The sequence below is a fragment of the Tenacibaculum sediminilitoris genome, from assembly GCF_964513795.1.
In the GTDB taxonomy this organism is placed as follows: Bacteria; Bacteroidota; Bacteroidia; order Flavobacteriales; family Flavobacteriaceae; genus Polaribacter; species Polaribacter sediminilitoris.
In genome coordinates this window covers 118,468-139,830 of the sequence record NZ_CAZEQR010000022.1, presented here as the reverse complement: position 1 = coordinate 139,830, position 21,363 = coordinate 118,468, and the positions used below count along the sequence as shown (strand labels likewise).

General features: G+C 32.0%; 15 protein-coding genes. 9 read left to right on the top strand and 6 right to left on the bottom strand.

What is annotated here, in order from left to right; all coding sequences use genetic code 11:
* Positions 1–2: 2 nt before the first annotated feature.
* The 4 genes from ACKTSW_RS07665 to ACKTSW_RS07650 are packed head-to-tail and all read right to left on the bottom strand — an operon-like array spanning position 3 to position 5,904.
* Positions 3–1,208, bottom strand: coding sequence for a DNA cytosine methyltransferase (locus tag ACKTSW_RS07665; RefSeq protein ID WP_408024688.1), 1,206 nt, complete (start codon positions 1,206–1,208; stop codon positions 3–5).
* Positions 1,205–3,958, bottom strand: coding sequence for a BpuSI family type II restriction endonuclease (locus ACKTSW_RS07660; RefSeq protein WP_408024687.1), 2,754 nt, complete (start codon positions 3,956–3,958; stop codon positions 1,205–1,207). Before ACKTSW_RS07660 ends, ACKTSW_RS07665 begins: the two co-directional genes overlap by 4 nt.
* Before the next feature lies 1 nt (position 3,959).
* Positions 3,960–5,612 (bottom strand): Eco57I restriction-modification methylase domain-containing protein, encoded by a 1,653-nt coding sequence (locus ACKTSW_RS07655; protein WP_408024686.1) that lies wholly within the window; start codon positions 5,610–5,612, stop codon positions 3,960–3,962.
* Positions 5,605–5,904, bottom strand: a complete 300-nt coding sequence (locus ACKTSW_RS07650) for a helix-turn-helix domain-containing protein (RefSeq protein ID WP_408024685.1) — start codon at positions 5,902–5,904, stop codon at positions 5,605–5,607. The genes ACKTSW_RS07655 and ACKTSW_RS07650 overlap by 8 nt, the downstream gene beginning before the upstream one ends.
* Before the next feature lie 567 nt (positions 5,905–6,471).
* Here ACKTSW_RS07650 and thrA point away from each other — a divergent pair.
* Genes thrA through thrC form a run of 4 tightly spaced genes read left to right on the top strand, consistent with a single transcriptional unit; the run spans position 6,472 to position 11,763 of the window.
* On the top strand, positions 6,472–8,913 hold the full coding sequence (gene thrA / locus ACKTSW_RS07645; protein WP_408024684.1) for a bifunctional aspartate kinase/homoserine dehydrogenase I: 2,442 nt from the start codon (positions 6,472–6,474) through the stop codon (positions 8,911–8,913).
* A gap of 3 nt (positions 8,914–8,916) precedes the next feature.
* Entirely contained in the window at positions 8,917–9,546 is a 630-nt protein-coding gene (locus ACKTSW_RS07640) for a class I SAM-dependent methyltransferase (protein ID WP_408024683.1), read from the top strand.
* Entirely contained in the window at positions 9,543–10,472 is a 930-nt protein-coding gene (locus ACKTSW_RS07635; RefSeq protein WP_408024682.1) for a homoserine kinase, read from the top strand. Before ACKTSW_RS07640 ends, ACKTSW_RS07635 begins: the two co-directional genes overlap by 4 nt.
* Positions 10,473–10,482: 10 nt before the next feature.
* On the top strand, positions 10,483–11,763 hold the full coding sequence (gene thrC / locus ACKTSW_RS07630; RefSeq protein ID WP_408024681.1) for a threonine synthase: 1,281 nt from the start codon (positions 10,483–10,485) through the stop codon (positions 11,761–11,763).
* A 50-nt stretch (positions 11,764–11,813) separates the two neighbouring features.
* Here the strand turns inward: thrC and ACKTSW_RS07625 are convergent, their stop codons facing one another.
* Positions 11,814–12,938 carry an alpha/beta hydrolase-fold protein gene (locus tag ACKTSW_RS07625; protein ID WP_408024680.1) on the bottom strand — a complete coding sequence of 375 codons (1,125 nt, stop codon included), beginning with the start codon at positions 12,936–12,938 and terminating at the stop codon, positions 11,814–11,816.
* A 423-nt stretch (positions 12,939–13,361) separates the two neighbouring features.
* Between ACKTSW_RS07625 and ACKTSW_RS07620 the strand changes: the two genes are divergently transcribed.
* The 3 genes from ACKTSW_RS07620 to ACKTSW_RS07610 all read left to right on the top strand — a co-directional run bounded on the left by ACKTSW_RS07620 (position 13,362) and on the right by ACKTSW_RS07610 (position 18,644).
* Positions 13,362–15,134 carry an AMP-dependent synthetase/ligase gene (locus ACKTSW_RS07620; RefSeq protein ID WP_408024679.1) on the top strand — a complete coding sequence of 591 codons (1,773 nt, stop codon included), beginning with the start codon at positions 13,362–13,364 and terminating at the stop codon, positions 15,132–15,134.
* Between the two features lie 72 nt (positions 15,135–15,206).
* On the top strand, positions 15,207–16,976 hold the full coding sequence (locus ACKTSW_RS07615) for an AMP-dependent synthetase/ligase (RefSeq protein WP_408024678.1): 1,770 nt from the start codon (positions 15,207–15,209) through the stop codon (positions 16,974–16,976).
* A 45-nt stretch (positions 16,977–17,021) separates the two neighbouring features.
* Entirely contained in the window at positions 17,022–18,644 is a 1,623-nt protein-coding gene (locus ACKTSW_RS07610; RefSeq protein ID WP_408024677.1) for an RluA family pseudouridine synthase, read from the top strand.
* 412 nt (positions 18,645–19,056) lie between these two features.
* On the opposite strand, the gene ACKTSW_RS07605 is transcribed toward ACKTSW_RS07610, so the two are convergent.
* Positions 19,057–19,869, bottom strand: coding sequence for a M48 family metallopeptidase (locus tag ACKTSW_RS07605; protein ID WP_408024676.1), 813 nt, complete (start codon positions 19,867–19,869; stop codon positions 19,057–19,059).
* Positions 19,870–20,003: 134 nt separating this feature from the next.
* Here ACKTSW_RS07605 and ACKTSW_RS07600 point away from each other — a divergent pair, with 134 nt between their 5' ends.
* Positions 20,004–20,876, top strand: a complete 873-nt coding sequence (locus ACKTSW_RS07600) for an alpha/beta hydrolase (protein WP_408024675.1) — start codon at positions 20,004–20,006, stop codon at positions 20,874–20,876.
* Entirely contained in the window at positions 20,873–21,340 is a 468-nt protein-coding gene (gene msrB, locus ACKTSW_RS07595; protein ID WP_408024674.1) for a peptide-methionine (R)-S-oxide reductase MsrB, read from the top strand. Before ACKTSW_RS07600 ends, msrB begins: the two co-directional genes overlap by 4 nt.
* The last annotated feature ends 23 nt before the right edge of the window (positions 21,341–21,363 follow it).

Here is a 21,363-nt window from a genome sequence, read left to right as displayed (position 1 = left end):
TTTCATTCAGATTGGTTTTCAGCGTTGGCAAAGACATACTCTTTTACAAGTTTTGGATTGTGCGGCTGCCTTTTGAGCGACTTGGCAATGTGTATGGCTTTAGCGTTTGGCTTTTCAGTCAGATATTGCAATAAATGTTCAGCCCAAGCTTTTGATAATAAAGGAGGAACCGCATTTCCGACTTGTAAATAGTAATTTCTTTGTGTTTTAGATATCAAATGAAAATCATCAGGAAAAGATTGAAATCTTAAACCTTCTCTTATTGTAATCATTCTATCTTCATTATAGTGAATATTACAGCCAATATTTGGTCTGTTAAAATGTGTATTTAAAGTGTAATTTGGTTTTTCAGGGTCTAGTCTACCATAAGTCGTAGTTCTTCCTCCAGTGCTTTTAAAATACATTATACGTTTAGTAGAAACTTCATCAGGAATGTCCATATAGTTTCCACCAGGCTTTACGTGCTTAATTATTTCTTTGTCTGTTGGACTTGAATATGGTATAATTTGTAATGTTGTTTCATTTGAATTCTTGCGCATTAATGACTGATAGTCACAAATTGGTTCGTGCTTATATTTAATATTTCCATTTTCTGTTGGAGATTCTAAATCGGAAATTGCTTCAAATGACGAAACCCATTGTTTTTTATCAGGAACATTGTCAAAATGAGTTTGAGTTGGTGCAGTAATATCAGTTCCTAACTTATTTCCTATGATAAAAACTCTTTTTCGTTTTTGTGGAACACCATAGTCAGCTGCATTTAAAGTGTAAATATTTATATGATAGCCAATATCTTCAAATGCTTTTTTTAGATTGTCAATTACTTTAGAACCATCAGAAGCTTTTGAAGATTTTATACCTGTTACATTTTCAAATAAGAATATTTTAGGCTGAATTCTATTTACTACGTCTAAATAAGAATAAACTAATGCTGACCTATCATCATTTGGGTCTCTTTTACCGATTCCCGAAAATCCTTGGCAAGGAGGACCACCAATTATTACATCTGCACTTGGAATTGTTTCCAAGTTAATTTTAGTAATGTCTTCGTTGATAATATGATTACCAATATTAAGTTTATAGGTTTCACAAGCATCTTTTAAAATATCATTTGCCCAAATGATATCATAGCCTGCTTGTTTAAAACCTAAATCTAAACCACCACAGCCAGAAAATAATCCTACTACTTTAATTTTGTTTTTTTTCATAATCTTCTGTCTTCCACTAAATCTGCTAAAAAGAGTTCGAAGAAATTCGTTAATTGAATACTTGAACTAAATCCTAAATTGTTTTTGGCGAAAATTATTTTCGCTATTTCCTCATCTAATTGTCTTCTTTGAGTTGATAATCCTTCATCTCCGCTAACCGTTATATTTTGAGCACTTAAATTTTCAAATGCGGTGACTACTGTATCAATTTCTGTTTTAGATAAGAGTCTTAAGTCAGGCACTTTTAATTCGTCTATATGGAACCCTTCAAGTTTTCTCATTCCTTCTTGGTTATTTGAATGTATTTCGAATTGTATTTGACCAAAGCAAGAATTTAAATAAGCGGTTATAAATTTTATTTGATTTTCTAAAGAGATTGTAGAGTCGGCATTTCCATTTTGAAAACCTGATAAATAGAAAAAATTAGTTGTTAGTACTACTGGAGTAGAGATAGGATTATAATAACAAGAATGTTTGGTTCTTTCCGCTCTAGGAATTAAGATGTCAAATGAAACTTTATTTCTAAATGCTGCATTCACTATTCTTTTCCATCTCGAAGGATTAGGAGCATTATTGGTGTTGAAAACTGCATTGAGAGATGTGTCAGTTTGATGTATCACATCTAATCCATTGCTTGAATTGTCATCATATCTACTTGGAAAATGTATTGCAGGCTCCTCTTCTAGATTTGATTGGTCTAAAATTAATTTTCTTGCACTTCTACTATTTTTTATGCCAAAGCCTTTATTAGAATTATCAATGCCAGAATATGGAGACTCATTAAAATCAGGAAAAATAATCGTAGAACCTCCACTATTTTCTGCACCTCCACGCTTTTTAACTGTGAAAAAGGTTTCTAAAGGTTCTAAAAATGTTAGAGAATCTAAATCTTGAAATTTATCTTCAGGGTCGTTAAAGTACATTTTCCAATTACCTGAAGGACTAATGTTTCTATCAGTTACTTTTAAAGTATAATCAGAATTAATCGTTGTTGTTGTATTCGAAGAAATAATGGATTTTATATCATCTGGTCGAGATAATAAATCTGGATTTATTATCCTTAAAAACTTTATTTCGTTGGTAGGCTGTTTACTTAATACAGTTATTACAGTTGTAACTTTGAAATCTTCAAAATAATTTCTTGGATATAAAATAATTGCATCTACTTTGTCTAAAATAAATTGTTTTAAATGCTCTCCTTCTTCGTTGTTTAAGAACTTGGCCATTAATATTAAACCAGCTCTTCCTTGAGGGTTTAAATAGTGCCAAGTATAATTTACAAAGTAGAAATATAAATTTGGTTGAGAAGCTAGAGTAACAAAGTTTGATTGCCCGTTGCTTGTTATTGCATTATTCATTAAGGCTTTGTCTGCAATTGTAATTGGTGCATCTGGGTTATCGTTTCTTAAAAACGGAGGATTCATTAACAGGACATCAAAGCCAGAACTATTTGGTTTAGTAAATGCATTACCAGTTTGAATATTTGCATTAGTATTATTATCAACACCTGAAAGGTTTTTGGAAACCAATCTAAATGTTGCTAATTGAGCTAAAAAAGGGTCATATTCAATGCCTGAAACTTGATTTAGTAGTTGATTATGACTTTTCGCAACACCATTGTTTGAAAGGTTCAGAATATTTAAATAATCATAAGCTGCATCCAATAAAGCACCATCTCCAGAACAAGGGTCAATGACGATTGAATCTGTATTTTCGATTGTTACAGTTGCCAGTAAAATGGACAATTCTGTGTCTGACATTATTTTACCTTTCTTATGAAGTGTTTGTTTGTCATAAACTTTCGAAGTCAATAGGTTGAATATGTATTCGGGCAAAGGATTGTCAGAAACAGCTTGTGAACCAAAGTTATTTAAGGCTTGAATTGTATTCTTGAAATATTGTAAAATAGAAGCACTAAAATTTTCTGGAAAAATTCTGTCTGTTGAATTTGGATGATTGGAAAACACCTGATTAAAATCAAGTTGTATTACTCTATTATAATTATTGGATAGTTTGCTCTTGAAATTTTGTAGGTTATCACTAGCAGGTGGAAAAGTTCTAAAATAACTTTGATTGGGATTATTTGTCTGATTATAATAATCTTTCAAATAAGTAAAGGCTAGAAGTCTAAAAAGTTCATATAATGACAGTTCATCAGATAACTCTTTGTTATGAGTTAAACTGCTACTAACACTTTGGAAATTTTGATAAAATGAATCAATAATTGGTCGCCAATTATTATCCCAATCTGGTTGTGTTCTATTATAAATAATCGGTAAAAGTTGCTCGAAAGTTGCCTGAAACTCAATGCTAGTTTGTGTAGCATCACGAGTTTGAGGATTGAAACGAGTGTGTGATTTAGGGTTTCCTTTTAAAATACAAGTTGATATTGGACCTTGTCTATCGGCAAATAGAATTAGCTCTTCAATATTTGTTAAGCAAAAATATTTTGGATAATTAGGTTCCCAATATGGTGAAAAATCAGAGACATAAGACCTAGATTGATTTTGGAATCTTTGAGAAGTTACATCACGTGCAGTTTTCTTTACCTCAATTACAAAAATATATCTGTTAGAAGATTTTAATTTAATTGCAAAGTCAGGAATAATAGTACTGTTAGGGATAGTAGGATGATGCTCTAATTCTAAAAGTGAGTCATAACCACAATTCGTAATAGCGTTATTTATTGCAGTTTCAACAACTGGATGGAAGCCTGTAACTTCATCAGAGTTATACCATAGGTTTATCATATTATTTGATGTATCCTTTTAGTTCATTTATTAATTCATCAATCCCAATAGAGGAGTTATTATAATTATTATATTCATTTAATAAAACAGTATCAATTTGCTTTATTATTTCATTTTGTTGGTTGTCATATCGATTCGAATTCATTAATGATTTACCTAATCCTTCAAGTCTATTAATGGATTCGGTTGAGATATTTTTTATATCAATAACTTTAATCTCTTTAAATTCATAAAGTTGTATTTTCCTTAAACCGTTACCTTGACTTCTGGAGTTATTTAAAATATTTAATCTAGTAAATGACGAGTTTAATATTGCTAGATAAGCAAACTCTGATTGTTCAATATTTACAGAATAGAAATTATCAGAAGAAAGATGTTTATTTGGGTTGTAAATAAAATCGATGTTGTTTCTTAAATAGTAGTTGAAAATAAAATTTCCAGACGATTTTATTTTTATGGTGTACCAATTTTTATTTTTTGTAATATCCCGTTTTACCGCTTTATATTTATCGGATGGAGTGTTAAGAATTTTGGTTTTTACAGAATCTAGATACTCTTTGGTTCCATCAGAAATAGAACCATTAACAGCCAAGATAAACGCATTTTCTTTACTAACATTATATGTCTTAATTCTAGAAACATTCTTAACTATTGGTTTAAGTTCTGGTAATTTTTTTTCAGAAAAAATGAAGTGATTATTTACAATTGCAGAAGTACCACGTTGAATAGGTTTAGAAACAATCGAGTTAAGTGTTTTAAATAATTTTGATTTAAAATTGACTACACTAGAATTATTAAAAGAATAGCTTAATAATTCCTTTGGTTTGAGATTATGTGCTTTATCCGTTAATCCATTATATGTTTTTAAATCGTTTAAGTCATTTAAAGAGTAATATGCAGTCGATTTTCGACTATTTTTAGTTTTAACAAACTTGATAACTGTTGCACCAACTTCTGCATTATCAAAGGCACTTTTCCTAAAGTGATAAATACTTGCTAAATGCCCTAATTTCAAGAATGATTCTTTTAAAAAGGTGCCAAAACTACTATAAAGCCAACTGTCATAAATGACGGCTACCATTATTCCATTTTCATTAAGATGTAAAATACTCTTAAGTAAAAAATAGATATACAAATTTGATTGAGAAGGAACAGTTGAAAAACTTGATAATAGTTCGTTTTTTATATTTGATTTAGAATTCACTCCATTTGCTAATAACTCTTGTCTGACATAAGGAGGATTTTGAATTATTAAGTCGAACTTCTCTGTAGAATCTAAATCAAAAAAACTTCCTTGAATTAAAGTTCTTTTGGCTTCATTATAAAAATTCTTAATTTCCTCATTAATCAAATTTTCATCAATTTCTACTCCTTTTAGATAGCAATTTGAAACTTCTTTAGGTAGAGCCTTGAAAAAAGTGTTCGGTCCAATGCAAGGGTCAAGAATTTTAGATTCTGAACTAATATCTTCCTTTAATAAACTAATCATAAATTTAGCAAGAATAGGAGAGGTGAATACTTGCCCTAAATTTTCATTTTTTTCAGGCTTTTTAGATATAGTTTCAAAATCCTTTGAAAAAAATAATTCTAATTGTTCTTCAAATGATTGAACAAGTTCATCAACTTTGTATGGTTCAGAAATTGTATTAATCATTATTAATGGTTTTGTATTTAATCTGTTCTTCTGCGGCTTTCAAGGCATTTAAACCTTCTTTCTCATTTTTAACAATGTCATAAATTTTAGTAGCAATCCATAGAGCCTCTAGTTCCTCAAATGAGAAATTGAAAGTTTCACTAATAGTTTTAAGATGTTCACGTTTTATTGCTTTTTGGTCGTTCTCAACTTTACTTAAGTATCCATCTCCAATTTCAAGAATAGCGGCAAGCTGTCTTTGAAACATTCCAGAAGATTCTCGTAATTCTTTGATTTTTTGTCCGAGTGTCATTTTACCAAATTTAGACTTGACTATTTCAGGTCAAATCTAATAATAATTTTCGGAAATGTATTCAGAAGCGTTGGAAAGATTTTAGCTCTTTTGGTTTTTTAAGTTTTGGCTTTTGTGTCGGCAAAAACCAAATGTGCTAAAATGTGCGGCTTGCTTTTCAAGCTTGTGTACAACTAGTTTATATACAGAATAAACTTACCATTATACTCCTTATTTGGTAGAATAAACAGAAGTTCTTAGCAATTTTATTCTTCTTATTTTTTAGCAATATAGTTGTATTTTATAAACTGTCAAAAAAGGTTTTCTTAAAAAAAGAACAACTTTTCTTGTTTTTTAGAACATAATTTATACATTTGGCTCAATGTTTAACAACAGAAGACATATTATCTCTTTTCCAGCTGTAAGTATTACGGCTTCTTTTGTTGGCACAACAACTACAATTATTATTACAACCCTTTAGGGGTTATTTTCTATACATATCATCTCCGTATATATTTATTTTTTCAAAAGACTTGAAAACAGATAAATAGCACTAAAATCTTATTTTTAATTTATTATTCTTTTTTAATGAACGTTTTAAAATTCGGTGGTTCCTCAGTAGCCAACCCTCAAAATATAGAAAAAGTAGTACAAATCATAGCCAATGCTTCCGTAAACGACCAACTTGCCGTTGTCGTTTCAGCCTTTGGTAAAACAACGAATAAACTCATTGCCTCGGCTGAACAAGCTGCCCAAAACGATGCTCATTATCTTGAAAACTATAAAGAAGTTGAATTAGTACATTTTGAAGTAATTGAAAAATTAGTCCCTGATAATCAGCAAGAAGAAGTTAAAACCTATATAGCATCCCTTTTTAAACAATTAAAAACCTTGTTAGAAGGTTGTTTGTTACTAAACGAAATTACACCCAAAACGCTAGCTACGATTAGTGGTTTTGGTGAATTATTATCTTCTTATATTATTGCAAGCATAGCTAGTAAGCAACTAGATGTGGTATATAAAGACAGTAGAGAATTAATCATCACTTCCAATACTTTTGATAAAGCACAAGTTGATTTTCAACTAACTAACGCCAATTGTAAGGAGTATTTTGACAAAAATAAGCACCAAGTAACTTTGTTACCTGGTTTTATAGCTCGTACAAAAGAAGGGAAATCAACTACTTTAGGACGTGGAGGTTCCGATTATTCTGCGGCTATTTATGCCGCTGCTGTCAATGCTGATGAATTACAAATTTGGACAGATGTTAGTGGTATGTACACTGCGAATCCGCATATGGTAAAGCAGGCATTTCCTATTCCTCATATTTCGTATCAAGAAGCCATGGAATTATCACATTTTGGAGCGAAAGTTATCTACCCTCCTACAATTCAACCGGTGTTGGAAAAGGAAATTCCTATTCGAATAAAAAACACTTTTGAACCCGAAAATGTAGGAACACTCATTTCTAAAATTACAGAAAACGGAAAACCAGTAAAAGGAATATCTTATATCGAAAATATTACGTTGCTAACTTTAGAAGGAAGTGGCATGGTGGGCGTTTCTGGCATTTCTAAACGTTTGTTCGAAACCCTATTTGCACATAACATTAACGTGGTAATGATTACTCAAGCTTCTTCTGAGCACTCTATTTGTGTGGGTATTTATGATGAAGATGCCGAAAAAGCTGCCTTAAAAATTAACGATGCCTTTGCTTTTGAAATAGAGCGTCATAAAATAGACCCAATTATAGTAGAACAAGGATTGGCTATTATCGCTTTGGTAGGTGATAAAATGAGAAATCACCAAGGTTTAAGTGGACAAATGTTTAGCTCTTTAGGCAAAAACAACGTAAATATTCGTGCCATTGCTCAAGGTGCTTCAGAGAAAAACATTTCTGCTGTTATCGATAGTTCTGATGCCAAAAAAGCATTAAACACATTACACGAGCAGTTTTTTGAAGAAAAAGTGAAACAATTAAACTTGTTTGTTACGGGTGTAGGAAACGTCGGTGAACGCTTTTTAGCACAAATCCATCAGCAGAAAAAATACTTAAAAGAACAGTTAAAACTGAATGTACGTGTTGTGGGTATTTCTAACTCTAAACAAATGGTTTTTGATGAAAGTGGTATCAGCTTAAAATCATGGAAAGAACAATTACAAAACGGAGAAGCAAGTACTTTAGAACGTTTTTTTGAAAGAACAAAAGCGTTAAACCTTCGTAATTCGGTTTTTATTGACAATACGGCTAATCAAAAAGTTTCTGAGGTATACGAACACTATTTAGCCAACAATATTGGGGTGGTTACTTGTAATAAAATAGCCTGTGCTTCTGAACTAGATAATTACAAAAAGTTAAAATATATCTCACGAAAATACAGTGTACCATTTTTGTTTGAAACTAATGTGGGGGCTGGTTTACCTATTATTGATACGCTTAAAAACTTAATTGCTTCTGGTGATCGAGTACATAAAATACAAGCCGTGTTATCAGGTTCTCTAAACTTTGTTTTCAATAATTTTAACGAGAATACTTCATTTCATGATGTGGTACAACAAGCACAAGAACAAGGATACACCGAACCTGACCCTAAAATTGATTTGAGTGGTGTGGATGTAGCTCGAAAAATATTAATTCTTGCACGTGAAAGTGGTTATGAGTTAGAACTTTCTGATATTGAAAACAATTCGTTTTTACCTAAAAAGAGTTTAGGAACCACTAATAATGATGATTTTTATGCTTCTTTAACTGAATTTGAGGCACAATTTCAACAATTATACAAAGAAGCTGCCGACAAAAATTGTCGTTTAAAATATGTTGCTGAATTCAATGATGGAAAAGCTAGTGTTGGTTTGCAACACATTCCGTTTGACCATCCTTTTTATAATTTAGAAGGAAGCGACAACATTGTCTTGTTTTTTACAGATAGATATCCTGTAAATCCGTTACAAATAAAAGGGGCCGGTGCAGGTGCTGAAGTAACCGCTTCAGGAATTTTTGCTGACGTTATACGAATTGGAAATAAGTAACTTATGGGAAACCAAGAACAAAATACTGTTGATGTTTACAATAAAATAGCACAAGCATATCAAGATAAATTTATGGAGGCTACCGTGTATCATCATAGTTATAATGCTCTCGTAAACCACATAAAACCAAGTCATAAAAAAGTATTGGATGTAGCTTGTGGACCTGGAAATATTACGAAATACTTGTTAAAGAAAAACCCTAACCTTTCTGTTTTAGGAACTGATGCAGCAGAAAAAATGGTGAGTTTAGCGAAACAAAACAATCCGAAAGCCTCATTTAATGTACTAGATTGTAGAGATATTACTAGTTTACAACAAGGTTTTGATATTATTATCTTCGGATTTTGTTTTCCGTATCTTACTAAAGAGGATGCTCTAAAACTTATAAAGGATGCTGCTACGATGTTACATCCAAACGGATTATTATACATCAGCACCATGATTGGGAATTACAAAAAAGACTCTCGTATAACTGCTAGTTCGGATGGAAAAAACTCGATGTTTATCCATTATCATGAACCAGAATACTTGATTGAAGCTTTAGAAGAACAAGAATTCAAAATTTTAGAAAATTACACCAAACTATATCAAGAAGGTGGTGATACCGACTTGTTTTTAATCGCAAAAAAATGAACTATTTAAAAATATTTTCACCTGCCACTGTTGCTAATGTTTCCTGCGGATTTGATGCTTTAGGTTTAGCACTCGAAACTGTTGGTGATACCATGACTTTTACCAAAACAGCTACAAATGGTGTAAGAATTACCCAAATAACTGGAGCTGATTTACCTTCTGACCCACAAGTAAATGCTGCGGGAGTGGTTGCGCTAGCGATGTTAGAAAAACATCCTGCTGATTTTGGTATCGACATCACCATTCACAAAGGATATACGCCAGGAAGTGGTTTGGGTAGTAGTGCTGCCAGTGCTGCGGGTGCTGCGTTTGGTGTAAATCAGCTGTTAGGAAATAGCTTCTCCCCTCTTGAGTTGACACAGTTTGCCATGTTAGGAGAAGAAGCTACTTGCGGAACTCCAATAGCTGATAATGTTTCTGCAGCTATTTATGGTGGTTTTACGTTGGTGCGCAGTTATGAACCTTTAAGTATTGTAAAAATTCCTGTACCTGCTGATTTAAGAGTGGTGGCCATTCATCCTCAAGTTGAAGTGAAAACCAAAGATGCCAGAGAGGTATTGCCGAAAGAAATTACTTTAAAAGATGCGGTTACGCAATGGGCCAATGTTGGCGGATTAATTAGTGGATTGCATACGAATGATTATCAATTAATAGCCGATTCATTAACCGATATCATTGTTGAGCCTGCTCGTAAACATCTGATACCACATTTTGATGAAGTGAAGCAACAAGCAATTAAAGCAGGAGCTTTGGGAGCAGGAATTTCAGGTTCGGGTCCAACTATTTTCACTTTATGTAGAGGTGATGAAACTGCTGAAAATGTTTACAAAACCATACAAAACACGTACCAAGACAAACAAATTGATTTTAATATGATTCTTTCTAAAATCAATACAGAAGGAATTAAAATTTTAGAACAACACTAAACACGAAATTATGAACTATTATAGTCTCAATCATAAATCACCAAACGTTAGCTTTGAAGAAGCTGTAGTAAACGGATTAGCTCCAGATAGAGGATTGTATTTTCCTGAAAACGTTACGCCACTATCAAAAGAATTTATTGATAACATTGGTGAATATTCTAATGAAGAAATTGCGTATGAAGCCATTAAGCAATTTGTGGGTGATGAAATCCCAAAAAACGTTTTACAAAAAATCATTAAAGAAACCATCAATTTTGAGTTTCCTGTGGTATCTATTGAAGAAAATATTGGTACACTAGAATTATTTCACGGACCTACCATGGCTTTTAAAGATGTTGGTGCTCGTTTTATGGCACGTTGCTTAGGGTATTTTAATCGCGATAAAGATCAACAAGTAACTGTATTGGTTGCTACTTCTGGTGATACTGGAGGTGCTGTTGCCAATGGTTTTTTAGGAGTTAAAGGTGTAGATGTAGTCATACTCTACCCTAGCGGAAAAGTAAGCGATATTCAAGAAAAGCAATTGACAACTTTAGGGCAAAATATTACTGCTTTAGAAGTCGACGGTGTTTTTGACGATTGTCAAGATATGGTAAAAACTGCTTTTTTAGATGCAGATATCAATCGTACGTTAACCTCAGCAAACTCTATAAATATTGCACGTTGGTTACCACAAATGTTTTACTTTTTCTTTGCCTATAAACAAGTGTATAAACAACATAAAGAAGTAGTTTTTTCAGTACCTAGTGGAAATTTTGGGAATATTTGCGCAGGTATTATGGCGCAAAAACTAGGTTTACCTATCAAACATTTTGTGGCTTCGACCAATGTAAATGATACTGTTCCTAATTATTTAGCAAGTGGTGAATACCACCCTAAACCATCTAAAGCAACCATATCGAATGCGATGGATGTTGGAAATCCGAGTAATTTTATCAGAATTCAAGAATTATTTAATAATGATTTAGTGCTTTTAAAAGCTGCATTTTCTTCTTTTTCTTTTTCTGATGAGGAAACTCGTGACGCTATGAAAAACATCTATGAGAACTCTAATTATATTGCTGATCCGCATGGAGCCATTGGCTATTTAGGATTGAAAAAATACGGATTACAAAACGAGTTTGGAATTTTCTTAGAAACTGCACATCCCGTAAAATTTTTAGATGTTGTTGAAGAGGTTTTAAATGTAACTGTTGAAATCCCTTCGCAAATAGCATCTGTAATAGACAAACAAAAAGAAGCTATACAAATTATCTCATATCAAGAGTTAAAAGATTTTTTAAATGCATAAAACAAAAAATGCCTCAAATATGAGGCATTTTAAATTTCTATATGAATCATTTACAATTTACTCTTTGCTTCATGTAAACCTTCTTTCATCATCTTATCAAATTTAGAATTTGGATAATCTTTTATGCCTCTTTCAAAAAATTTAATAGCGTTTTTGTAATCTTTATGCTTTAAATAAAACTGTCCTAACCTGTTTTGCCAATACGCACTTTGATATCTTTTAGTTTTTAAAACGTCTTTAAATTCTTCCATAAAAAAACTAAAGTATTTAAATTTATCATGTTTCCATGCTAACCAAATCAATGCGTTTTTTGTACTGTTATCTATTTTTTCATCACCTCCAAAACGTTTAGCTCTTTCTTTGAAATAAGATTTTAGATAAGGTATTCCTCCTGCTTTTTCATAGGCTTCAATACTTTCAAACACCAATGAATCGTAATTGTGATAATAATACATAATACCCTTGTACATAGCCAAATGTGGCAATGTTTCATGTACCTCATCATTAAATAACTCATATTTCCAAAGTAAATTTTCAGGATTGTATTTTTTTAATATTCTATTAAACTCTTCTGTAGATTCAATATAATATATATCTCTTTTAGAATTTGCTATGTATAAATACACATCACTATCTGATTTAAAACTTTCAACTAGCTTTTCAGAAGCATAACCTCCATCTGTTATAACTGCTCCTTGAAATAAGTCTTTTTCTTCTAAAACAAGTTCACTTATATAATATGCAGCAGCCTCCCAGCCATAAATAATACGTTCATTCGTTGTTCTAAAATTATTGTTTATAAATTTAATTACTTCATCTTTTAAAAAAGAGGTAAATTTTTTCTTTTCTCCATTAAAAAGAGTTCTTCTTAAAGGATTTTCATTTTTTATACCAACAATAATCATTTCTGGAATTGCTCCTGGTGTTCTCAATGATTTCTGAATAGCAACACCATTGGTAAAAAACCACTGACCATCTAAAATATACAAAACAGGATATTCCTCTTTTGAAGTAGTATAACTATCGGGTAAATAAACCTGAATCTCTCTATCCTGATTTAAAATAGTTGATTTAATAGTATAATTAGTTCCTATGGTAACTTTACTATCTTGTGTTTGAGAAAATGAATAAAGGGTACAAAATAAAGTAAGTAATAGCGTAATATATTTAGTCATTTGGTAAAAGTTTAAACTCAAATGTAAAAATATGATTGCCAAATAATTAACATTTGAGTTTTTTTTATAAATACTTTAACTAAAATTAAAGCTCTACCACATTATCTACTAAATTTTCATCATTTCTTGTTCCGTAAGGATCTATAGCAATATAATTAGGTTTTTCATTTACTATACATCTAACTTCAGTAAGTTCTTTAGTCAATTGTTCAGACTCATAAAATAACACAGTACTGTTGTCTTTTACTAGTGAAGTATGGGGTGTAAAGATTCCTATTTTAATAGGCTTATTAATCCCTATTTCTTTAATATCTCCATCTGATAATGTTTCAAATCAGTGTCGATCTATAATAGCTTTCAACATTTTATTTTTCTTTCATCTCATTTATTTTCTTAGATTTATGCATCAACAAAACCATTTGCATGCATATATCTTCAACAGTTACACGTCTTTTTGATTTTCCCTACTATCAACTAGAAAACTATCCACAACAAAATTGCTTAGTTTCTAAAGAGAATAACGAATGGAAAAGTATTTCTACACAAAAATACATTGAAGACGCTAACACCATAAGTAAGGCATTACTAAACCTTGGAGTTAAATCTGGAGATAAAATTGCAGTAATTACTTCTGTAAATCAACCAAAATGGCATTTATTAGATATTGGTATTATGCAAATTGGTGCTGTAAATGTTCCTTTATACCCTACTTTTTCTGAAAAAGATTATGCATATATATTAGATCATTCTGACAGTATTTATTGTTTTGTTTCTGATGATGAGCTATATCAAAAAGTAATCAAAATTAAAGAACAAACTCAACTTAAAAAAGTGTTCACTTTTGAAGAATTAGATACTGATTACAGCTGGAACTCTTTTCTTAATCTTGGTAAAGATGAAACACTTCAACCTAGAGTAGACAACTTAAAAGAAACTATAAAACCGTCAGACCTAGCTACAATTATTTACACTTCTGGTACAACAGGAGTACCAAAAGGTGTTATGTTATCACACCATAACATCGTTAGTAATGTGTTTGCCGTAGGAAAAAGAGTTAATTTACAAGACAATCAAAAAAAAGTAATAAGCTACCTTCCTATATGTCACATTTTTGAACGTGCTGCATCTTATTATAGCCAATACATGGGCTTTGAGATTCATTTTGCAGAAAGCATTGATAAAGTTGGAGAAAATCTACGCGAAATTCAGCCTCATTTTATGGCAGTTGTTCCTCGATTACTCGAAAAGGTTTTTGATAAAATCGTAGATAAAGGAAGTAATTTAAAAGGTATAAAAAAACGACTCTTTTACTGGGCATTACAATTAGGTGAACAATACCAACCATATAAAGAAAACGGTTGGTGGTATGAATTTCAACTTTCTATAGCTCGTAAACTTATTTTTTCTAAATGGAAAGAAGCCTTAGGTGGGCAATTAGAGTTTATGCTAGCAGGCAGCGCCCCAACACAAGCTAGATTGATAAGAGTATTTACTGCGGCTGGTATTCCTGTATTTGAAGGTTACGGACTTACCGAAACATCTCCTGCCGTTTCTGTAAATGATATAAGAAATAATGGCTTTAAAATAGGAACTGTAGGAAAAGTCATCGAAAAAGCCACTGTAAAAATAGCTGATGACGGAGAAATTTTAGTAAAAGGCCCTAATGTAATGTTGGGATATTATAAAGCGCCAGAAAAAACTAAAGAAGTAATTGTGAATGATTTTTTTCATACTGGAGACATCGGTGAATTAGACAAAGAAGGTTTTTTAAAAATTACTGATAGAAAAAAGGAAATTTTTAAAACCTCAGGAGGTAAGTATATCGCTCCTGCTATTTTAGAAGGTGAATTAAAAAAATCACGTTTTATAGAACAAGTAATGGTGATTGGTGAAGGAGAAAAAATGCCCGCGGCTTTCATACAAATTGCTTTCGACTTTGTACAAGAATGGGCCAAACGACATCAACATCTAATTACAGATATTACTACAGATGAAAAACTCATCAAACGAATACAAAAAGAAATAGAATATTACAACCAAAAATTTGGAAAATGGGAACAAATAAAACGTTTCGAAATAACTCCTGATGAATGGACTATAGATGCAGGTCATTTAACTCCCACATTAAAAATGAGACGAAAAATTATCTTAGAAAAATATAATAATCTATACCAAAAAATATATAATCCTCAATAAATCAACCACTAAACTACAACTTGTGCAATCGAGCTATTTTTCATACTTTGCAAAGCCCAAATATTTGAACATATGTCGATTGAAATTACGCGTCTTTTTGACTTTCCCTATTATCAACTAGAAAAATATAATTTAGATAAAGCCTTTATCACAAAGAAAGATGGAGAATGGCAATCTATTTCAACAAGTGAATATATTAAAAAAGCCAATGCTATAAGTAGAGGTTTATTACGATTAGGGGTTCAACCTAACGATAAAATCGCAGTGATTTCAACAAACAATAGAACTGAATGGAATGTTTGTGATATTGGAATATTACAAACAGGAGCTCAAAACGTTCCTATCTATCCAACTATATCTAAAGAAGACTACGAATATATTTTAAACCATTCTGAAGCTACTTATTGTTTTATTTCTGATGATACAATTTTAGAAAAACTTAATCAAATAAAAGCTAATACAAAACTTAAAGAAGTTTTTACTTTTGATGATATTAAAGGAGAAAAAAGCTGGCAAGAAGTTTTAGATTTAGGAAAGGACGAAAACAATCAGAATGAAGTTGAAGAGCGTAAAAATGCTATTAAAACTGATGATTTAGCTACCTTAATTTATACATCAGGAACCACAGGACGTCCAAAAGGAGTTATGCTGAGTCATAAAAACGTAGTTTCAAATGTCTTAAGCAGCGAAAAACGAGTTCCGTTAGAATATGGTCAAGGAAAAGCTTTAAGCTTCTTACCTGTTTGTCATATTTTTGAACGTATGATTTTGTATCTATACCAATACTGTGGAATCTCAATTTACTTTGCAGAAGCTATCGACAAGTTAAGCGAAAATGCACAAGAGGTAAAACCTAATGTAATGACTGCCGTACCAAGGCTCTACGAAAAAATATATGATAAAATATATGCCAAAGGAGCTGACTTAACAGGAATTAAAAAGAAATTATTCTTTTGGGCTATAGAATTAGGATTGCAATATGAGCCTTATGGTTCAAATGGTTGGTGGTATGAGAAAAAGCTTAGCATCGCTCGTAAACTTATTTTCTCTAAATGGCAGGCTGCTTTAGGGGGCGAATTAAAACTAATGGTATCTGGTTCTGCAGCCTTACAACCACGTCTAACAAGAATTTTTACTGCTGCTGGAATGCCCGTAATGGAAGGTTATGGACTTACAGAAACTTCTCCTGTAATTTCAGTAAATGATATGCGTAATGGTGGTTTTAGAATAGGCACTGTAGGTAAGTTAATTGAAGGAGTTGAAGTAAAAATAGCTGATAACGGTGAAATTCTAGTAAAAGGCCCTAACGTTATGCAAGGATATTACAAAGCCCCTGAAAAAACAGCTGAAGCATTACAAAACGGATATTTCCATACAGGTGATAAAGGTGAAATTTGTAAAGATGGATTCTTAAAAATAACTGGACGAACTAAAGAAATGTTTAAAACCTCTGGTGGTAAATATATCATTCCGCCATTATTAGAAGGTCAGTTAAAGCAATCTCGTTTTATAGAACAAGTAATGGTTATTGGTGAAGGAGAAAAAATGGCAGCTGCTTTTATTCAGCCAAACTTCGAGTTTGTGCGCGAATGGGCGCAAAGACATAATGTTACTGTAAGTGATAATAAAGACTTAGTTAGTAATCCTAAGGTAATAAAGCGTATTCAAGAAGAAGTAGATTACGCAAATACAAAATTTGGAAAATGGGAAACCATTAAAAAGTTTGAATTAACTCCAGAAGAATGGTCTATCGATAGTGGTCACCTTACTCCTACAATGAAAATGAAACGAAAAATAATAAAAGACATTTACAAAGACTTATACGATAAGATTTACAGATAGTAATCGTTTAAAGTGTTGTGAAAGCAACACTTTTTCTTTTTTAATATGACAAAAACAATTTCTTTTTCTTCGGATATTTCTAATGTTGAATTACCTAAAAAGTTCAGTTATCCTCATAATTATTCGCCTCATGCTCTTGCCCAAATAGCTGCTAAAGAACTCCAATATTATTTAACACACCAAACCGATTTCTCTCATAACTTCGGAATTAAAAACCCTAAGAGTACAAATGCCGTGGGGAAAATGTTTGGGGTTTTAGTTGTACAACAACAAAATGGAAATTTAGGATATTTGGCCGCTTTTTCTGGTAAACTAGCTAATAGTACACAGCACCAACACTTTGTTCCTCCGGTATTTAATGTTTTAGATACAAACGAATTCTATCTTGAAACAGAAGAACAACTTAATGAGTTAACCCATAAAATAGAAAGCCTAGAAAGCTCCTCTAATTTTATTAAAACAAAAAAAGCATATCAAAAAACGCAACAACTACACGAAATACTTTTAGCTGAAGAACAGTTAAAAGTAAAACAGCAAAGAAAACTTAGAAAACAATTAGGAGAGCAAAACAATCAGTTAAATATTAATGAAGAGTTTTACTTACGTGAATACGAAGTGTATTTAAACGATAAAATAGCTCCATTAAAAAACACATACAATACACTACAATATCATATTCATCAGTTAAAAGAACAACGTGCAAACCTTTCAGCATGGATCCAACAAAAAATATTTAAAAAATATGCTTTCCTTAACTATCAAGGAGATAGTCAAAGCCTTTTAGCTATTTTTAAAGACTCTACACAAAATATTCCTGCAGGTGCAGGTGATTGTTGCGCTCCGAAATTATTGCAATATGCATATAAACACCAATTAAAACCTATTTGTATGGCTGAGTTTTGGTGGGGTAAACCTTTGCAAACCTCTATAAGAAAACATCTAAACTACTACCCAGCATGTACAGGTAAATGCAAACCTATTTTAGCACACATGCTACAAGGGCTTACTTTAGAAGAAAACCCGTTAATTGCCCAATTAAAAGAAGAAAAAAAAATTACAATTATTCATGAAGATGCAGATTTGTTGGTAATTAACAAACCACATGAATTACTATCGGTAGCGGGAAAAGAAATCAAAGATTCTGTGTATAACCGTATTCAAAGATTATACCCTAATGCTACAGGTCCTTTAGTAGTGCATCGTTTAGACATGTCAACCTCTGGACTTTTGTTAATTGCTAAAAACGAAGAGACTTACAAAGCCCTACAAGCACAATTTATAAATAAAACTATACAAAAACGTTATGTCGCTTTATTAGAAGGTCTTTTAACCGATAAAAAAGGGACAATTGAGTTACCACTTAGAGTAGACTTAAACGATCGCCCTAAACAGCTTGTTTGTTATCAACATGGAAAAAAAGCGTTGACCCAATGGGAAACTGTTGAAGTTATAGAAAATAAAACCAAAGTATATTTTTATCCTATTACTGGGCGTACACATCAATTACGTGTGCATGCTGCTCATTATTTAGGACTTAACACTTCTATTGTAGGTGATGATTTGTATGGAAAAAAAGCAGATAGATTGTACTTACACGCTGAAAATATTACATTCGAGCATCCTACTTCTAAAAAACAAGTAAGCTTTATAGCTCCTTCACCATTTTAGTTACACTACGTTTTTTTTCTTTTTAAATGTATTTAAAATAAGAAACTATGTTAAAAAGAAGAGTGCTAAACACAATACAGTCCATTGCATAGACATTAGGTTTTTTATTATATATTATCTGGTAAACGCTTAAAGGTTACTTGAACAAACCCTAACCGCCATAACCTACCATCACAAAAAAGCCTAAACGTCATTCTAGAACTAATTTCTAACGTTTCAGGAAACATTATCATTGCCAAAAAATAATAGAGTATATTTCTCTGGGGCAAGTTCATGGAACATTTAATGGAGTCACGTTTCCAAACTTTAATCATTTACTAACTAGGCAAGTCTCAGAATATTTACCCTATAAGGAATAAAAACCCGCTCATGTAACATGAACGGGTTTTCAATATACTATAATTTATTAATCTTATTTACTAGCAGGCACGTTGTATTTTGCTGCCAATTTTTTAGCTTCTGGTAAAAAGTTTCTTAAGGTTTGAATACGAGTTTGGTTAGATGGGTGTGTACTCATAAACTCAGGTGGTGCACCTGCACCGCCAGCACGTTGGCTCATTCTTACCCATACTTCAGCAGCTTCCTCACCATTATATCCAGCCATAATCATAAAAACCAAACCTAATTTATCAGCTTCTGTTTCATGACTTCTACTAAACGGTAACATTACTCCTACCTGTGTACCTAATCCATATGCCATATTCCACATATTAGCATTCTTATTATTTTGAGTACCTAGTGCCACTGCCATACCTCCTAATTGTTGTAATTGACCTGTAGACATACGCTCTTGTCCATGTTTAGCAAATGCGTGAGCTACCTCATGCCCCATTACAGAGGCTATTCCGTCTTCGTTAGCACAAATAGGTAAAATTCCTGTATAAAAAACTACTTTTCCTCCAGGTAAGCACCATGCGTTAAGAGTTTCGTCTTCTACTAAATTAAACTCCCATTTATAAGAATCTGCTTCTGCTTTCATTCCATTTGCACGCATAAAACGGTCTACCGCCGCAGAAATATTTTTACCAACTCGTTTAATTTGGTTTGTTTTTGTTGTGTTTGTAGATAATTTATTTTCTGCTAAAAACCCTTTATATTGAGCAAAACTAGCAGGTAAAATTTGTGAATCACTTACAAAGTTTAATCGTTTTCTTCCCGTAATTGGTACTGTACTACACTGTACTAAAAAAACCGCTAAAAAAGATAAGGCTATTATTTTTTTCATTATTCAATAGTTTAAAATTCTACGTTTATGGTTATATATTAATTATGACACTTAAATATATTTTTTGTCACAAAGTTCATAATATATTATGTCTTTAAAGCTACAAATTCTATCTTTATCTTAAAAACTAATTCATGAATTTTACGCATTCAAAAACAGCTGAACCAAGTATTAAAATTCCGAAACCTATTATTCTTTCTGCAAAAGCGTTACAGTTTATATCTGTAAATAAAGCGGCAAAGTTTAGTGCTAGGCTTTTTACAACTCCAGTTAACTTTCCTGTACCTGAAAGAGAAAAAGTAATGTTAGAGAGTGCTCAAAAGAAAACAATAAATATCCCATCAATTTCAAGAGATGTTCAAGTATTATCGTATGGTTACTCTACTAAAAAAGTGCTCTGGGTGCATGGTTGGGCAGGAAGAAGTACTCAATTATATATGATTGCCGACAAATTATTAGAAAAAGGGTATATGATTATTTCGTTTGATGGGCCTGCACATGGAAAATCTACAGGGAAAACTACTGAGATGCCTGAATTTATAGAAACCATTGCTGAACTCGATAAGCAATACGGCCCTTTTGAAGCTGCTATTGGACATTCTTTTGGAGGCATGTGTTTATACAATGCTATTTCTAAAGGTTTTAATGTGAATACACTGGTTACAGTTGGAGCTGCGGACAAAATTTCGGATGTTATTTTAAACTTTACTAAAAACTTACAAGTAAAACCTATTATAGCTCAAAAAATGAAGCATTTGTTCGATAAAAAATGGCAACGAGATATCGATATACATTCTTCAAGCGTTCAAGCAAAAAGTATAAAAGCAGCTACACTAGTAGTTCATGATTCTTTTGATGGCGATGTTGATGTAAGTTGTGCCATGGCAATACGTCAAAACCTACAGAATGGAAAACTTTTAATTACGGAAGGTTTAGGACACACTAAGATTCTTCGTAACCCAAAAATAGCTTCCAAAATTGTAGACTTTATAATTCAAAAATCATGAGAAAATTAGTTATTTTATTCCTTTTAATAGCAGCTTTTAGTACTACTACAAACGCCCAGAACAAAAATAAACGCAAAGTAAATAAAACTAAAAATGAGTGGAAACAGTTGTTAACACCAAAACAATATTATGTGCTTAGAGAAGCGGGTACAGAACGTCCTAATTCTAGTCCGTTAAACTATAACAAAGAGAAGGGAGTGTATGTTTGTGCGGCTTGTAACACTCCATTATACAAATCTGAACACAAATACGACTCAGGTAGTGGTTGGCCTTCTTTTGATAGAGCTATTAAAGGAAATGTAGCACTAGATACTGATTATAAATTAGGCTATGCTCGCACCGAATTAAAGTGCAATACTTGTGGCGGACATCTTGGACATTCATTTAATGATGGTCCTAAAAACACCACAGGCAAACGTCACTGTATTAACGGAGTTGCTTTAGAGTTTATTCCTAAAAAATAATCAGACCTTTGATAAGGTAGCAT

Bases quoted from the DNA above. Each gene is read 5' to 3' on its own strand.
- ACKTSW_RS07665 (WP_408024688.1), bottom strand. From the start codon at position 1,208: ATGAAAAAAAACAAAATTAAAGTAGTAGGATTATTTTCTGGCTGTGGT.
- ACKTSW_RS07660 (WP_408024687.1), bottom strand. From the start codon at position 3,958: ATGATAAACCTATGGTATAACTCTGATGAAGTTACAGGCTTCCATCCA.
- ACKTSW_RS07655 (WP_408024686.1), bottom strand. From the start codon at position 5,612: ATGATTAATACAATTTCTGAACCATACAAAGTTGATGAACTTGTTCAA.
- ACKTSW_RS07650 (WP_408024685.1), bottom strand. From the start codon at position 5,904: ATGACACTCGGACAAAAAATCAAAGAATTACGAGAATCTTCTGGAATG.
- thrA (WP_408024684.1), top strand. From the start codon at position 6,472: ATGAACGTTTTAAAATTCGGTGGTTCCTCAGTAGCCAACCCTCAAAAT.
- ACKTSW_RS07640 (WP_408024683.1), top strand. From the start codon at position 8,917: ATGGGAAACCAAGAACAAAATACTGTTGATGTTTACAATAAAATAGCA.
- ACKTSW_RS07635 (WP_408024682.1), top strand. From the start codon at position 9,543: ATGAACTATTTAAAAATATTTTCACCTGCCACTGTTGCTAATGTTTCC.
- thrC (WP_408024681.1), top strand. From the start codon at position 10,483: ATGAACTATTATAGTCTCAATCATAAATCACCAAACGTTAGCTTTGAA.
- ACKTSW_RS07625 (WP_408024680.1), bottom strand. From the start codon at position 12,938: ATGACTAAATATATTACGCTATTACTTACTTTATTTTGTACCCTTTAT.
- ACKTSW_RS07620 (WP_408024679.1), top strand. From the start codon at position 13,362: ATGCATATATCTTCAACAGTTACACGTCTTTTTGATTTTCCCTACTAT.
- ACKTSW_RS07615 (WP_408024678.1), top strand. From the start codon at position 15,207: ATGTCGATTGAAATTACGCGTCTTTTTGACTTTCCCTATTATCAACTA.
- ACKTSW_RS07610 (WP_408024677.1), top strand. From the start codon at position 17,022: ATGACAAAAACAATTTCTTTTTCTTCGGATATTTCTAATGTTGAATTA.
- ACKTSW_RS07605 (WP_408024676.1), bottom strand. From the start codon at position 19,869: ATGAAAAAAATAATAGCCTTATCTTTTTTAGCGGTTTTTTTAGTACAG.
- ACKTSW_RS07600 (WP_408024675.1), top strand. From the start codon at position 20,004: ATGAATTTTACGCATTCAAAAACAGCTGAACCAAGTATTAAAATTCCG.
- msrB (WP_408024674.1), top strand. From the start codon at position 20,873: ATGAGAAAATTAGTTATTTTATTCCTTTTAATAGCAGCTTTTAGTACT.